The sequence below is a fragment of the Chryseobacterium jejuense genome (assembly GCF_017877355.1).
In the GTDB taxonomy this organism is placed as follows: Bacteria; Bacteroidota; Bacteroidia; order Flavobacteriales; family Weeksellaceae; genus Chryseobacterium; species Chryseobacterium jejuense_A.
On record NZ_JAGIPR010000014.1, the window covers coordinates 13987 to 28792 of the forward strand.

Consider the following 14806-nt stretch of genomic DNA (forward strand, 5'->3'; position numbering starts at 1 on the left):
GTAGCTGACTCAATAATTATAAAAACTATGATGAAAAAGAATGTTAATTTCCCGTTTCTGGGCATCCTGGTGATCCTGACTTTAGAAGAAACTCACTTCGGTGGAGATAACCTAATTGATAAGCCTTATAAAAAGGATAATACCGTAATGGATTAGATAGGGTGTTTAGAAGGTCACAGCTTGTTTTAGTGCAGGAAGTAATAACTAAACAGCCTTGTCAAGGTTCCAAACATTGACAAGGCTAATAAAACGAATTAATGATGAATATCTCATCTTTCGAATATTTATTTTGAAAATAATGATGATGTTTTGAAATGGCTCAATGAAATATCTACCTATCTGAATGTAAAACATAAATAATGGAAGAATGGCATAAGCGAAATCTTGAGAAACTAATAAGTAGAATAGTTGACCAATTTTCGTACTTATACAAAAAATGCACAGAAAATAATGATGAAATATATGGAATGACGATTCATGCCCATTCATTTTGTACAACTTCATATATGGCGGTTGCTGCACATAATCAATTAAAAAAAGAAGAAGATATTGAACTAAAGTGGCAACTTGATGAATGGGTGATTACTGTTGATGATGGTATGTATGCTGATGATTTCTTAGATCAATTTAATAAGGATATGAGAGAATATTTTGGAGATATAATGCTGCCAAAAATTCAAAATGGTGCTGATGAAAAAGAAGAGATTGAAAAAAACATACAGTTTTATATAGTAGGAATGAAAGAAGCTAAAGAGTCATTAGTTAATATTTTAGGTTTAGAGATTGAGAATATTGTATTCATTGTATCGGTAGATGAGCATCCTGATGTAGCATTACGTTCGGCATTAGCAATAAATGTAGATTCTGAGTTGCTACGTGAATTTGTTGAATGTAAAAGTGAGAATAGCTAAATAAATTTTCAAACCTTGACAAGGATAAACATGATAAAATTTGTAGTCTAAATAAAGATTCGACATTAAAAAAATGAAAAAAGACTTCAGAAATGAAAATCTTTTACTGAACAAGATCGTTCCAAAATAGAGTAGAAGTATTTTACTTATATTTACGTTCTTTACTACAATAAAACTTAATAAAGAAAAGGGTTTGAGGTACAGGTTATTATTTATATTTACGTTACTTATTTGTCCGTTTTTTGCTCAGGCACAAGAGGTTTTAAGCAAATTGGAGAAAGAGTATAACAATGCTTCAAACCAAACAGAAGAGCAGCTGAATCTGGCACCCAAATATGCCACTGCTTTATTCTTTCATAATGCTAAACCAAAATCTTATCAGATTTTAACTCACAATATCTCCATTGCATCAAAACAGACCGATGGAAAATATGCCACTATTTTATATGCTGTTCAGGCAATGAACTACCGATTAGACAATAAAGAAGCTGAGTCTTCAAAAAGTTTGGATCTGGCCAGAACTTACAGTTTAAAAACAAATAGCAACGAAGCTAAAGGATATCTGGAATACGCAAAAGGCTGGATTTTGGTCCGTAATAATAAAACCACAGATGCTGTGGCTGCCTACCTGAAAGCGATTAACTATTACGAAAACTCACCAACAACTTCTACACTGTATGGAAGATTTGGTAACGTAGCCAAAGAACTATCCACTATTTATTCTAACCTGAATGAATATCAACTGGAAGAAAAATACAGCAAACAGTTTCTATTGTTAGCATCCAAACAAAATGATCCCGGTCTGATCTTCGATGCCTATATGCGAATGGGATATGTGTATGAACAGAAATATGCTCAAAATCCATCGGATATACAGTTTAGAAATAAAGCAGAGCAGTTTTACCTGCAGGCTATTGCAACTTTCAATAGAAATAAAGAATCTATGCTCAATAAGAGCAATCTTTCCTATGCTGCGATCAATTTAGCTAATTTGTATACCGAATTTAACCCGGAGAAGGCTATGCAATACGCTCAACTAGCCAACAAGGTGAGTCTGGAAACCGGTGATCCTATTCACATTGCTTCTTCATTTGGAATATTGGCAGAATTGGCCATACAGAATAAAAATTACGATTTAGCTAAATCATACTTTCTGAAAGCCTCTATGGAAATCGGAAAAAGCCCGGTGAGAGATCATAATATTGAACTATCTATTCTGGAGTCTTTATCCCGGGTTAGCGAAGAACAGGGCAATTACAAAGAAGCACTGACCTATTATAAAAGCTATGTTGATAAATACAAAAGCATTTACGATCAGGAAAAACTGGATATCACGAAAAGATTAGAATCACAGTTTGAAAAAGAACGACAGGAACAAAAGTATATAAAACTACAGCTGGAAAGCGATAAAAAAGCACAGCAAATTAAGCTGATCAATATCCTTCGTGCACAACGTGAACAAGTCTATAATAACTTAAAACTGGTAGAGGAAAACCAACGGGAACGTTTAAAATTTTCAGAACTGGAATCTGAGAAAAAAGAGCAGCAGCTTCGTTTGGCTAAATTAGAAACCCAACAAAAGAATAACGATATCGACAGCTATAAAAAGCTGTTGGCATTCAAAGAAAAGATCAATACCTACTATATTGTTTTTATTTTCATTTTCATTGTTTTAATCTTCTTATTGCTGTATGCTTATAAACAACGTGTAAAATCGATTAAACAAAGAGATGAACTGCATGCTCTGGCCATGGAAAAAGAGAAACAAAACTCTAAAATATCTACACTTACCGCATTGCTTGAAGGGCAGGAGCAGGAGCGCGGCCGTTTAGCCCGTGATCTTCATGACGGATTAGGCGGATTGCTTTCAGGAACTAAGCTCCAACTGTCTATTTTAGATCCGCATCAATCCGGAAATATAGAGGAGGGAATTTCAAAATCAATCAACCAGATTGATGGTGCTGTAGAAGAACTGAGACGGGTAGCCCATAATTTAATGCCCGATTTATTAATGAAATACGGTTTGGTAGCGGCCATTCAGGAGTTTGCATCACGTATGTCCAACAGTGCATTAAACATCCATACAGAATTTATCAATTATAGTAATTCCATAACAGAAGAAAAACAACTGCTGATCTATAGAGTCATTCAGGAATTGGTAAACAACGCCATCAAACACGCCAAAGCCTCTGAAATCATCATTCAGATCAGTGAAGAAGACAACGTATTACATCTTACAGTAGAAGATGATGGTAAAGGTTTTGAGCTCGCCAATTTAGACTTTAGAAAAACAGCCGGTTTTCACAATATAGAATCAAGAGTCCAGTTTTTAAAAGGAACGATGAATATCACATCCCAATTGAATATTGGCACCAGTATAGAACTTCAAATTCCTACTCATTAAATATGATAAAAGTAGCCATAACAGACGATCATCCGCTTCTATTGGAAGGGTTGAAAAATATTTTAGGAAATAACGATAATATAGACGTTGTAGATTGTTTTAAAAATGTTTCAGAAATGAATGCAGGTTTGAAAAAGCAAGCTATTGATATTTTATTGTTAGACATCAATTTAGCAGATATCAACAGCATCGAACTTATAAAGCCTCTAAAGAAAAAATACGGAAACCTTCAGATCATTATGCTTAGTGTTCACAATGAATTACCTGTAATCAACAGTACTTTAGCAGAAGGGGCTTTAGGCTACATTCAGAAAAATGCTTCAGTTTCTGAAATCCTGGAAGGAATTAATACCGTATATGCCGGTAACCAATTCTTATGTTCACAAACCCGTTCTGTTTTAGAGAAAAAATCACCAGACGGCTTGAATCAGGTTCCTAAGTTGACACGAAGAGAAAAAGAAATTCTGGCTGAAGCGGCAAAAGGACTGACGACCAATCAGATGGCAGAAAAGCTGTTCATCAGCCCACACACCGTAGAAAGTCACCGAAAAAACCTTATTGAAAAATTTCAGACCTCTAATCTTAGTTCAGCCATTAAACTGGCCATAGAATACGGTTTAATTATCGAATAAAATATTCTAAAAGGATAACAAAGACAAAGCAGCTGGCTAAATGTTCGCTTAAAAAGAATCAATGAAATTGATTCACTGCTTTGCTTCCTTAAAATAATACGTTTCTAAAAATAAAACCTTTGCGTCTATAAAATTCAGCGTAAATAATCTGCATTCAATTTTTTGAAACTGATTCATATTTATACCAGCAAAAAGGTCTGCTTACATCGTAAAAGCAGACCTTTTCTATATAAATTTAAAATTAGGTGTTCAATTATTAATCTTTAAATCTCAGTGTTGCCTGAAACAGGTTTTTCTTTCCTGTTAAATCATATTCTTCGTTATATACAGGCTCATACATTAACAGATAAACTCTGCCATCAACATCTTTTAAATTAACGGGCTGATCCACCATGATGTCATAAAACCTTGTGATGGTACGCGCAGCCGTCCATTGTTTTAAATTACCTTTGGGATTTTTATCGAACCTGTGATCTTTCACCCCTGTATAATACCAATAAGATGGGGCAGAATCCATTAAAAACATTTCTTTATCCTTGTTATACAGTTCCTCTGCCATCCCTGTACTTTGGAACCATGGAACCTCAGTATTGAAAACTCCTAAAGCTCCTGCATAAATATCTTTATTTGTTGTTGCTCCAACTAAAAAACCTTCAAGGTTGGCAGCCGTAAATTCAAATATAAAAGGCGATTTTTTCAACTCATAAACATCATTTACAGGTTCAATTACTTTTCCGTCCTGTTTAATAACGACCTTTAATGATTGTGCGAAAGTTATAAAACTTAGTAAACAAAAAAGAATCGCTAAACTTATTTTCTTCATGGTATATCTTTAAATAACTGATGCAAAGATATTGGACTTTACCTCCATAAACACTGGCTGGTTTCAGGGGTTTTTATCTTACTTCTTTCCTAGTGGGGCCAATTGCTATAAGGGTTGTAATACTTTTTTTTCATTCGAAACAGATCAGCCTTCAGCTTAATTTTTATGAAAGCCGCTTTTTGCTTTTTGCCATTTGATGAAGCTGAATTGGTAGGATAAACTTCGGCATAAAAGGTTTCATCATCCGCCCAAAAAGCTTTTGCTTCATCGCCAATTTTGAAGTTGGTGAAGTTTACATATAAAAGGTTTTCCTGAGTATGACTTTGTTCTACATAAGTACTGATATCAAAATTACTTCCTACATCATTATTTGAACCAATGTAAGATATCCAGTTTTTACCAGGAAGAATGTGGGGATATCCAGTTTTTACCAGGAAGAATGTGGGGATATCCACCTGTAAATAAAGAAAAACCTGCTGTTGGCTTTACATTATAAAAAGAATAGTACACATCTGTAGTAGTTTCTGCCGGATTTTCTTTGAAAACCTCCAGATGCAGGGAAGGAGATTGCCCTATATATTCATTGGATAATGTTCCGTCTTCTGTAGATACATTCTCATGTTGTGTAATCACCGTTTCCTTTGAATTTTCAGTATAGATCCAATTATTATCCTTTAATTTAACCTGTGGATTTTTTACCAGAGCTTCATCAATTTTATTTGTGGAAGCAGCTTTAAATTCTTGTTCAGAAACCTCAGTTATCGTGCCATATTTACTGAATGATTTATTTTTAAAATCCTGAGACTTTTTCAATGTACTGCTTCTGATTTCATACAGGTTTATACCTTTCAAAGTCAAATCAAACGAGGTTGTGAATTCTGATTTCAACACAAAAGCTTCAATGCTGTTCGAAATAGTATTATTAATGCTGTAATGAATAGAGTAGAAGTCATCAAACTCTTCAAATCCATAATAATTATCCAGTTTGTTATATGCAGTTTTAAAATGGGCGGCCTCTTTATTAGGGCTCACAAAAAACCGTACAGAATCCAGCTTGGTAAATAACTGAAAAGGAACTTCCTGTACATTATCTACCCCTTTTATCTTTTTGAAATCAGCAAATGTGATGATCTTTTGAGAAACTTCAGTTTCTGCTTTTTGATTTTCTGATGATTTATTCTGCGGATTGCATCCCATCAATACTACTGTAGATGATATGAAAAAATAATATATAGGTTTCATTGTTCTGTTTTTTCGGGCAAATGTATCAGTATTCAATTCAGCGGCCAACAAAACCTCTGAATATTGGCAATAAATGGCTGAAAACAGGGATATATTGAATCGTATATTTTAATCAATTTTACATCTGTTAAAACTAAGTATTGATTGTAGATGAAAAAAACAATAACCAGCTTTTCATTTGCAGTAGTTTTGTTAGCATCCTGTTCAACTTCTACGGAAAAAAAAGTGAACAATGTTGATTCTACTGCTGTAAAAACAGATACAGTTTCTAAACTTACCCCGGAAAAAAATACTATTTCAAAAGTAGAAATACCGGGTGATTTTTCAGAACTGGTTCCTATTGATGTATTGGAAACAAAAAGCAAAAATGTGTATGAAAAATATGGTATAGAGTTCTCCGGTAACTGCTATTCCTGTGATTTAGCAAGCTTTTCTATCACCAAGAATAAAATTAAATGGACCAATATCTGTGATGAAAAGGATGCCTTTGAAATTAATGATTTCTCTGTTTCCGGCGAAGGAAACAAAACGGTTTTAAAAACATCAGACAGAACTTATATTTTAACACAAATCGATAAAGCACCCGTTTATGAGCTGGTTGTAGAAGGCAAAAAACTCGAACTCGACAAAAAAAGAGTAGCCAGGTATTTTACAACCCAAAAAGCTTTACCGCTTTTTAAAGAGCATGATTGTGGCAATTTTGAAGGATAAAAACTACTAAAACCTGTAAGAAAGGGGGGACTAATACAAATGATGTCAACATAACCCCTCTTTCTTTTCTTATGAACTTTTCTGTGAAAATTTTGATATAAAAAAACCTCAAAGTAATTTGAGGTTTTTATATGTAAAATAATGACTTAATTATTTTGCTGGTTTTTTAGGACTCATCATCATAATCATTCTCTTTCCTTCAAGCTTAGGAAGCTGATCTACTTTACCCACATGCTCTAGTTCCTGAGCAAGTTTTAAAAGCAAGATTTCTCCCTGATCCTTAAAGATGATCGAACGTCCTTTAAAAAATACGTAGGTCTTCAATTTAGAACCTTCTTCAAGGAATTTCTCAGCATGCTTCTTTTTGAATTCATAATCATGGTCATCAGTCTGAGGTCCGAAACGGATCTCTTTTACAACCACTTTTACTTGCTTAGCTTTAAGTTCCTTCTGTTTTTTCTTTTGCTCGTATAAGAATTTTTTATATTCCAATACTCTTGCAATAAAAGGTTCTGCCTTATCAGAAATTACTACTAAATCCAATTCTTGTTCTGCAGCAATCTGTCTTGCTTTGTCAATTGGATAAATTCCTGGCTCTACGTTATCGCCCACCAAACGAAGCTCTCTCACACGAATTTTATCGTTGATCAAGTGTAAGTCCTCCTGTACAGGACGTCTTTGTGGGCCCCTGTTGTTAAATCTTTGTGCTATTGTATTATAATTTTATTGGTTAATTACTTATTTATATTTAAAGTATTGAGAGTTTAATCATATACCTCTCAATACCTTAATTTTATTTTTACTTAAACAGCTGCTTCTTTTTTAAAGTAAGCTGCGAAATCTTCCAGATTCATTACTCCAAGATCTCCTTCGCCACGTCTTCTTACAGAAATTGTGCCCTCGTTCTCTTCATTTTCTCCTACTACAAGCATGAAAGGAATCTTTTTCAATTCAGCATCACGGATTTTTTTACCCGTTTTCTCGTTTCTGTCATCAATCTGACCGCTAATATCGTGATTTTCCAAAAATTGTGAAACTTTTTTTGCATAATCTACATATTTTTCACTGATTGGAAGAATGATAAACTGATCCGGGCTCAACCATAGAGGGAAATCTCCCGCAGTATTCTCCAATAAGATCGCGATAAAACGCTCCATAGAGCCGAAAGGTGCTCTGTGGATCATTACCGGTCTGTGTTTCTCATTATCATTTCCGATATAGTGAAGATCAAATCTTTCTGGTAAGTTATAATCTACCTGAATAGTTCCAAGCTGCCATTTTCTTCCTAATGCATCTTTCACCATGAAGTCAAGCTTAGGACCGTAGAATGCTGCTTCACCATATTCAACTACAGTTTTAAGACCTTTTTTCTCTGCTGCATTGATGATTGCTGTTTCTGCTTTTTCCCAGTTTTCATCAGAACCGATATACTTTTCTCTGTTTTCAGGATCTCTTAACGAAACCTGAGTCACAAAATCTTCAAACCCTAAAGATTTGAAAACATAAAGTGTTAAATCAATTACTTTTTCAAACTCTTCAGAAAGCTGATCAGGAGTACAGAATAAGTGTGCATCATCCTGAGTAAATCCACGAACCCTTGTTAATCCGTGAAGCTCTCCACTCTGCTCATATCTGTATACAGTACCGAATTCTGCATATCTTTTTGGTAAATCCCTGTAGCTCCATTGTGAAGTCTTATAGATCTCACAGTGGTGTGGACAGTTCATTGGTTTCAACAAAAATTCTTCTCCTTCATTCGGAGTTTTGATAGGCTGGAAGCTGTCTGCTCCATATTTATCCCAGTGTCCTGAAGTTACATACAATTCTTTAGCTCCGATATGTGGAGACATTACGAATTCATACCCTCCTTTTTTCTGAGCATCTGAAAGGAAATTTTCCAATTTTCTTCTTAAAGCAGTTCCTTTTGGTAACCAAAGAGGTAAACCGGCACCTACTTTTTCAGAGAATGCGAAAATTCCAAGCTCTTTACCAAGCTTTCTGTGGTCTCTTCTTTTAGCCTCCTCCAATCTTTCAAGATATTCAGTAAGTTCTTTCTGTTTAGGGAAAGAAATACCATATACTCTTGTTAATTGAGGGTTCTTTTCATTTCCTCTCCAATAAGCTCCTGCAGCATTTAAAATCTTAACAGCCTTTACAATTCCTGTGTTAGGAATATGTCCTCCACGACATAAATCTGTGAAGTTATCATGGGTTACAAAAGTAATTTCTCCATCATTCAGATTAGAGATCAATTCTACTTTGTAAGGGTTATCTGCGTATGTTTTTAAAGCATCTTCTTTAGAAACCGGGTATAAAGAGAAAGTTGAACCTTTCTTAGCGTTTTCTAGAACTTTCTTTTCAATCTTTTCAAAATCTTTTTCAGATAAACTTTCATCCCCGAAATCTACATCATAGTAGAAACCGTTTTCAATAGCAGGACCAATAGTCAGCTTAGCATTAGGATAAAACTCAAGGATAGCCTGCGCCAAAAGGTGAGCAGAAGAATGCCAGAAAGCTTTCTTTCCAAGATCATCATTCCAGGTCAAAAGTTGTACCGTAGAATCCGTGGTTATAGGTGTGGTTATTTCTACTTGTTTGTCATTAACAATTGCGGAAATGGTATTTCTAGCCAATCCCTCGCTTATAGATTTTGCCACATCTAGAGCAGTTACTGCTCCTTCGAATTCTTTGACACTATTGTCTGGAAGTGTAATTTTTATCATTGTTTACTAAAAAATTTTAAGATGCAAAAATACGCATTTTTTATTTAAAATGGTATATTAACGTATATTTGAATTAAAGAATTAATTCAAACCTATGAAAAGGCTCATAACATTTTTTGCACTTTTATTTTTGATCCTTTCTTTTTCTCAAAAAAAAGGATCAAAATTTACAGTATCCTATCATAAAAATATAGATACTTATTTCCTGGCGGAAATCCTTTCTGCAGACCATCGGAAAGTAAATAAGGATTTTGAACTTTTCAAAATTAAAAACTGTTCTACCTATCAGCCTATCGTTAAAAGAGCATTAGAGAAATATGGACATTTGAAGAACTCTAAAATTGCTTATCTAACAGCAAAAATCAATGATACCTTAATACAAAAATACGGCATTGGAAATGATGCTATCATGAAGCCTCTTTTGTCTTATAACGAATTTCCGTTAAAGGGTTGGTATGATAACTATAAATTTGAAAGCAACACATTGACCAAAGCACAAAATGAGGAAGTTACAAGCCTTATTAAAAGTTATATTGCAGAGCTTGAGCTATTTTATAATCAGGAAAAAATAGGGGGATTCTTTCAGGAAAATAAAGCTTTTTATGAAGGTGCTATAGCTGAATATAGCAGACAAATTCCCGTGAATTTCACTTCAGCTATGGAGGCGTTTTATGGAGAAGGCTTTCGTAAGTATATTGTTCTTATTTCCCCTATGATGATGTGGCCTATTGATGACAACGAAGGGCGTGGAATAGGGACAGATGTGAAAGATAAATCCGGAAATAAAACGATCTATGAAATAGCAAGTCCATTTATGAGGGTCGAAAAGCAAGGGCAGTTTGGATATGATAATCAGTTTCAGGCGAGGTTTTTAACCGTTCATGAATTTGGGCATTCTTTTGTTAATAAAGAAGTCTATCGGCATAAAGAAAGACTGGAAAAATTTAAAGATCTATTTGAAAAATCAAATCTAAAAGAGATCATGACCAAAACAAGTGGCGTGGCTGATTATCAAACCTGTGTTGTTGAACACTTGGTAAGATTAGGTGAAATTCAAACAGCGAAAATTCAAAATGATGATGAACGAGCGAAGAAACTGGAAAAATATCACCTGAATAATTATTTTCTCTTTCTCCCTCAACTAGAAGAAAAAATAAAAGAATATGATGCGAATAGAAGCAGATATAAGACATTTGGTGATTTTGTACCAGAACTTATAAAAGTTTTTGAGAACAGCAATATAGAGTATATTAACAAAGAAATAGAGACCATTAAAAAAACAAGATAATTGAAATTTACGAAATATATGAATACAATGACGGATATAAATATTGATCTACACTGTGATTTACTGTACTATCTATTAAAAAAAGGCTCAAAAATTGACGATAAAGAACTCGGATGTTCGCTGCCATATTTACAGGAAGGAAATGTAAAACTTCAGGTAATGGCTATGTATGCAGGAACCGGCGAAGGAAGTACCACTTATGGACTTCAGCAAAGCCAATTATTCTCAGAACTCATCAAAAATGAAAACTTTTTCCTGTTTGAACATGAAAATTATAAGAATCCTGAGAATGAAAACCGGGTAGGAGTTATTGCTTCCATCGAAAATGCATCTGCTTTTTGTGATGAAAACGAAAGCCTGGACTCAGGATTTAAAAACCTTGAAACCATTATTAAAAATACTCAGAAAGTACTTTATATCGGAATTACCCACCATTTAGAAAACCGTTTTGGAGGCGGAAATAATGCCACTGCCGGATTAAAAGAAGATGGAAAAGTGTTGATTGATTATATTGCAGACCGAAAAATAGCCATAGATCTGGCGCACACAAGTGATCAGCTGGCTTATGATATTTTCACTTATATAGATCAGAAAAATTATTCAATTCCTATTCTGGCAAGCCATTCCAATTACAGAACAGTATATAAAAACAACAGAAATCTTCCCGATGAACTGGCCAAAGAAGTTATTAAAAGAAATGGTCTGATTGGTTTAAACTTCATCAAGGATTATGTAGATATTGAACATCCTGAAAGGCTTTATGAGCATATTCAATACGGGCTTGATCTGGGTGGAGAAAACAGTATAGCCTACGGAGCGGATTATTTTTATTGGAAAGATCATCCGGACACATCACGTCACCCGTTTTTCTTTGAAGAACATTCCAATGCATCAGTCTATCCATCTATTAATAGAGAGATTGAAAAAAGATTCTCTTCTGAGCTTGTAGAAAAGATCAGCCAAAGAAACGCTTTACACTTCATAGAAAGTTTTACGAACTAGATATTAATGGAATTTAATCGGATACTTTAACAAATTACGCATTGAATACCATTTTTTTACATGATAATTTTATGTGCCCTTTAGTTTCTTTTTGCAAACTAAAGGACACATTAGATTAATGCTGTATATTTTTAAATGTTCTTATAGATTATCTGCGCAATCTGCAAAATCAGCGCGAGAAAAATCCATACTAACTTTTCCTTTTATACCTCACTTTCTGCTTGATAATCTCAATTACATCCACATTCTGAACCTTAGATTTGATCCACCCATGAATATCAATATAGAATAAGGATCTTCTGTAATACTCATTTGTAGAAAACTCTTCAAGCTTTTTATCAAAAATTTCAAATGTTTTCTGTCTTTGATCTGGTACCTGATTATTCAGATTTTTAAAAAACTGGATACTCTCAAAGTGAAACTCTTCAGGCTTTTTCATCTTTTTAGCAAATTTCAGCGTAGATGCAATGAATTCATCATAGTCTTCATCATTTCCGGATTCGTATTTAGACATTAAAATCAGAATCCGGGTATGAAACAATAAATCTTCCTGTACATTACCCTTTGATTCTATAACTCTCATTGAATATTCAATGGCTTTTTTATACATTTTACTTCCGAAAAACATGGCAGCCATTTTAAGATAAAGAATCATAAAGTGGTGCTCATCGATTCTTTCCCGAAGTTTTTCCATTTTCAATTCAATCTCAGGAATAATTTTTGTACCTGTGAAAAATTCACCTTTCACAAAATGAATGTTCATCAGTGTATTATAATGCGTAAGGAAAATTAGAGACTGAAGATTCTCATTCTGAGCAAAATTTTCAGCGGTAACCCTTGTATTAAATTCCTTGAAATTCTCTTCCAGAATATCAATATTTCCATATAGGAAAAGGATTTTTAACAGATAGGTGTTTCCTTTGATATACCAAACCGGATGGCTGAAAATCATCTCCGGACTTTTATGAAACAGGTCTACCCATTGATAAGCATATTTCAAGGTATATTTATAATCCTGCAGCAATTGGTTTTTCCAGACATGAGCCTTAAAATACCAAAGCTTCTCTGTAAAATTCAACTTATCCAACCTGATATTCTTAATTTCAGCATTAAAAGTGTTTAAAACTTCTTCACGGTCAGAATCATTTTTTACATAACCATGAGTCAGCATCTCGCTATATAATTTCAGAGAAAGATTGGATAATTTTGTAGTATACCTGTTTTGTTTGCTTAACTCCTGAGACTGTCTGATAAGCTCTTCTGCTCGTCCTTCAATACTTCGTGTAATAAACTGAGATTCAATTACTTTTTCGAGATCTATAATCTCGGAAGCAATACTTTTTTCATCCAGTTCCAAAGCCGTTTGTTTGGTTTTATCCAATATTTTTAAAGCCTGTTTGTAAAGCCCTTTTTGGTACAGAATATTGGCAAAGTCCAACTGTTCCCGAAGCTGGATTCTGTAATTCTGATGGCTAGGGTTCATTCGTAAGCTTACTAATATCTGCTTGTAGAGGTGTGCTTTAAGGTTGGAGAGCTGTTGTTTGGTAGATATTTTCTTTTCAAGAATGATGCTTTCGTCATATTCCTTCATTTTATCCATTTCAGAAAAAAGAAGTAAAAATTTAGCATCTACATTAATTCCGAGACGGTTTACATACAGCTTAAACTGTCGCTTTTCGGAAGTCGTCAATGACTTTACCAGTACAAACAAAAAATCTTTCTGCAATTCTGCCATTGTAAATTTTTAAATTTTAAATAATTAAATATCAGTAATATATACTTGTTTCTTCAACTGTTGAATATTGTAATTTTCTGAAAAACTGAAAGTGAAAAAATATTGCAAGCTGTAGTTTTGAACCAAAATTAAGTAAAAAACTTCATTTATGAATTCCGAAAAAATTGAAATTTTTGATACCACACTACGAGATGGGGAACAGGTTCCTGGTTGTAAACTGAATACAAAACAGAAACTGATTATTGCTGAAAAGCTTGATGAGCTGGGCGTTGATATCATAGAAGCAGGATTTCCGATTTCCAGCCCTGGAGATTTTGAATCTGTTGCTGAAATTTCAAAACTCGTAAGAAATGCAAAGGTATGCGGATTGACAAGGGCTAACAAAAAAGATATTGATACTGCCGCTGAAGCCTTACAATTTGCAAAGAAACCAAGAATTCACACCGGAATCGGAACTTCTGATTCACATATCAAATACAAATTCAACTCAACCAGAGAGAATATTATAGAACGCGCTGCAGAAGCCGTAAGATATGCTAAAAACTATGTTGAAGATGTAGAATTTTATGCAGAAGATGCCGGAAGAACGGATAATGCTTATCTGGCTCAGGTATGCGAAGCCGTAATTAAAGCTGGTGCTACAGTTTTGAATATCCCTGATACTACAGGCTACTGTTTACCGGAAGAATATGGACAGAAAATTAAATACCTGAGAGAAAACGTAAAGGGAATTGAAAAAGCAGTTTTGTCATGCCATTGTCATAACGATCTAGGTTTAGCTACTGCCAATTCTATTTCAGGAGCTATCAACGGAGCACGTCAAATTGAATGTACAATCAACGGATTGGGAGAAAGAGCAGGGAATACCGCCTTAGAAGAGGTTGTCATGATTCTGAAGCAACATAAACATTTGAATTTGCATACAGATGTTAATTCCAGAATGTTAAATGAAATGAGTACTATGGTTTCAGACCTGATGGGAATGGCTGTACAGCCTAATAAGGCCATTGTAGGGGCTAATGCTTTTGCACACAGTTCCGGAATTCATCAGGATGGTGTTATCAAAAACAGGGAAACCTATGAAATTATAGATCCGGCTGAAGTAGGAGTAAATGCCTCATCCATCATACTTACAGCCCGAAGTGGCCGTTCAGCATTGGCTTACCGTTTTAAACATATTGGCCATGATGTCACTAAAGAAGAGTTGGATTATCTGTATCAGGAATTCTTAAAAATAGCAGACCTTAAGAAAGAGATAGGCAATGAGGATCTGGCATTGATCATGGAAACATGCAGTAGAAAAATAGTATAAGGGTTTGATTTAATTCAAGATAA

Annotated in this window: 14 protein-coding genes; 8 read left to right on the forward strand and 6 right to left on the reverse strand. The window is 34.3% G+C overall.

All coding sequences use genetic code 11. The features are described from left to right. Positions 1-27: 27 nt before the first annotated feature. The 4 genes from J2772_RS24320 to J2772_RS21180 all read left to right on the forward strand — a co-directional run bounded on the left by J2772_RS24320 (position 28) and on the right by J2772_RS21180 (position 3947). On the forward strand, positions 28-156 hold the full coding sequence (locus J2772_RS24320; RefSeq protein ID WP_262899072.1) for a hypothetical protein: 129 nt from the start codon (positions 28-30) through the stop codon (positions 154-156). 203 nt (positions 157-359) lie between these two features. Continuing rightward, positions 360-911, forward strand: coding sequence for a DUF4303 domain-containing protein (locus tag J2772_RS21170; protein WP_209920183.1), 552 nt, complete (start codon positions 360-362; stop codon positions 909-911). Between the two features lie 193 nt (positions 912-1104). Further along, positions 1105-3315 carry an ATP-binding protein gene (locus J2772_RS21175; protein WP_209920185.1) on the forward strand — a complete coding sequence of 737 codons (2211 nt, stop codon included), beginning with the start codon at positions 1105-1107 and terminating at the stop codon, positions 3313-3315. A gap of 2 nt (positions 3316-3317) precedes the next feature. Next, positions 3318-3947 (forward strand): response regulator transcription factor, encoded by a 630-nt coding sequence (locus J2772_RS21180; protein ID WP_209920188.1) that lies wholly within the window; start codon positions 3318-3320, stop codon positions 3945-3947. Between the two features lie 256 nt (positions 3948-4203). Here the strand turns inward: J2772_RS21180 and J2772_RS21185 are convergent, their stop codons facing one another. The 3 genes from J2772_RS21185 to J2772_RS21190 all read right to left on the reverse strand — a co-directional run bounded on the left by J2772_RS21185 (position 4204) and on the right by J2772_RS21190 (position 6012). After that, positions 4204-4770: a hypothetical protein gene (locus J2772_RS21185; protein ID WP_209920190.1), complete on the reverse strand. Its 567-nt coding sequence runs from the start codon at positions 4768-4770 to the stop codon at positions 4204-4206. 89 nt (positions 4771-4859) lie between these two features. Beyond that, positions 4860-5225 carry a hypothetical protein gene (locus J2772_RS24230; protein WP_245365289.1) on the reverse strand — a complete coding sequence of 122 codons (366 nt, stop codon included), beginning with the start codon at positions 5223-5225 and terminating at the stop codon, positions 4860-4862. Further along, positions 5167-6012, reverse strand: a complete 846-nt coding sequence (locus J2772_RS21190) for a resolvase (RefSeq protein ID WP_245365290.1) — start codon at positions 6010-6012, stop codon at positions 5167-5169. The genes J2772_RS24230 and J2772_RS21190 overlap by 59 nt, the downstream gene beginning before the upstream one ends. 150 nt (positions 6013-6162) lie before the next feature. Here J2772_RS21190 and J2772_RS21195 point away from each other — a divergent pair, with 150 nt between their 5' ends. Continuing rightward, positions 6163-6723 carry a hypothetical protein gene (locus J2772_RS21195; protein ID WP_209920192.1) on the forward strand — a complete coding sequence of 187 codons (561 nt, stop codon included), beginning with the start codon at positions 6163-6165 and terminating at the stop codon, positions 6721-6723. Between the two features lie 150 nt (positions 6724-6873). Here the strand turns inward: J2772_RS21195 and infC are convergent, their stop codons facing one another. Together infC and thrS are read right to left on the reverse strand one after the other, a co-directional pair. Continuing rightward, positions 6874-7374 carry a translation initiation factor IF-3 gene (gene infC, locus J2772_RS21200; RefSeq protein WP_027372223.1) on the reverse strand — a complete coding sequence of 167 codons (501 nt, stop codon included), beginning with the start codon at positions 7372-7374 and terminating at the stop codon, positions 6874-6876. A 152-nt stretch (positions 7375-7526) separates the two neighbouring features. Beyond that, on the reverse strand, positions 7527-9446 hold the full coding sequence (gene thrS, locus J2772_RS21205) for a threonine--tRNA ligase (protein ID WP_209920194.1): 1920 nt from the start codon (positions 9444-9446) through the stop codon (positions 7527-7529). Between the two features lie 94 nt (positions 9447-9540). On the opposite strand from thrS, the gene J2772_RS21210 reads away from it, so the two are divergent. Both J2772_RS21210 and J2772_RS21215 read left to right on the forward strand, forming a co-directional pair. Then, entirely contained in the window at positions 9541-10734 is a 1194-nt protein-coding gene (locus J2772_RS21210; protein WP_209920196.1) for a DUF4932 domain-containing protein, read from the forward strand. Continuing rightward, positions 10735-11736, forward strand: coding sequence for a dipeptidase (locus tag J2772_RS21215; RefSeq protein WP_245365291.1), 1002 nt, complete (start codon positions 10735-10737; stop codon positions 11734-11736). Positions 11737-11926: 190 nt separating this feature from the next. Here J2772_RS21215 and J2772_RS21220 read toward each other — a convergent pair whose 3' ends face one another. After that, positions 11927-13471, reverse strand: coding sequence for a hypothetical protein (locus J2772_RS21220; protein ID WP_209920198.1), 1545 nt, complete (start codon positions 13469-13471; stop codon positions 11927-11929). 148 nt (positions 13472-13619) lie between these two features. Here J2772_RS21220 and J2772_RS21225 point away from each other — a divergent pair, with 148 nt between their 5' ends. Beyond that, entirely contained in the window at positions 13620-14783 is a 1164-nt protein-coding gene (locus J2772_RS21225) for a 2-isopropylmalate synthase (RefSeq protein ID WP_209920199.1), read from the forward strand. Positions 14784-14806: the final 23 nt, after the last annotated feature.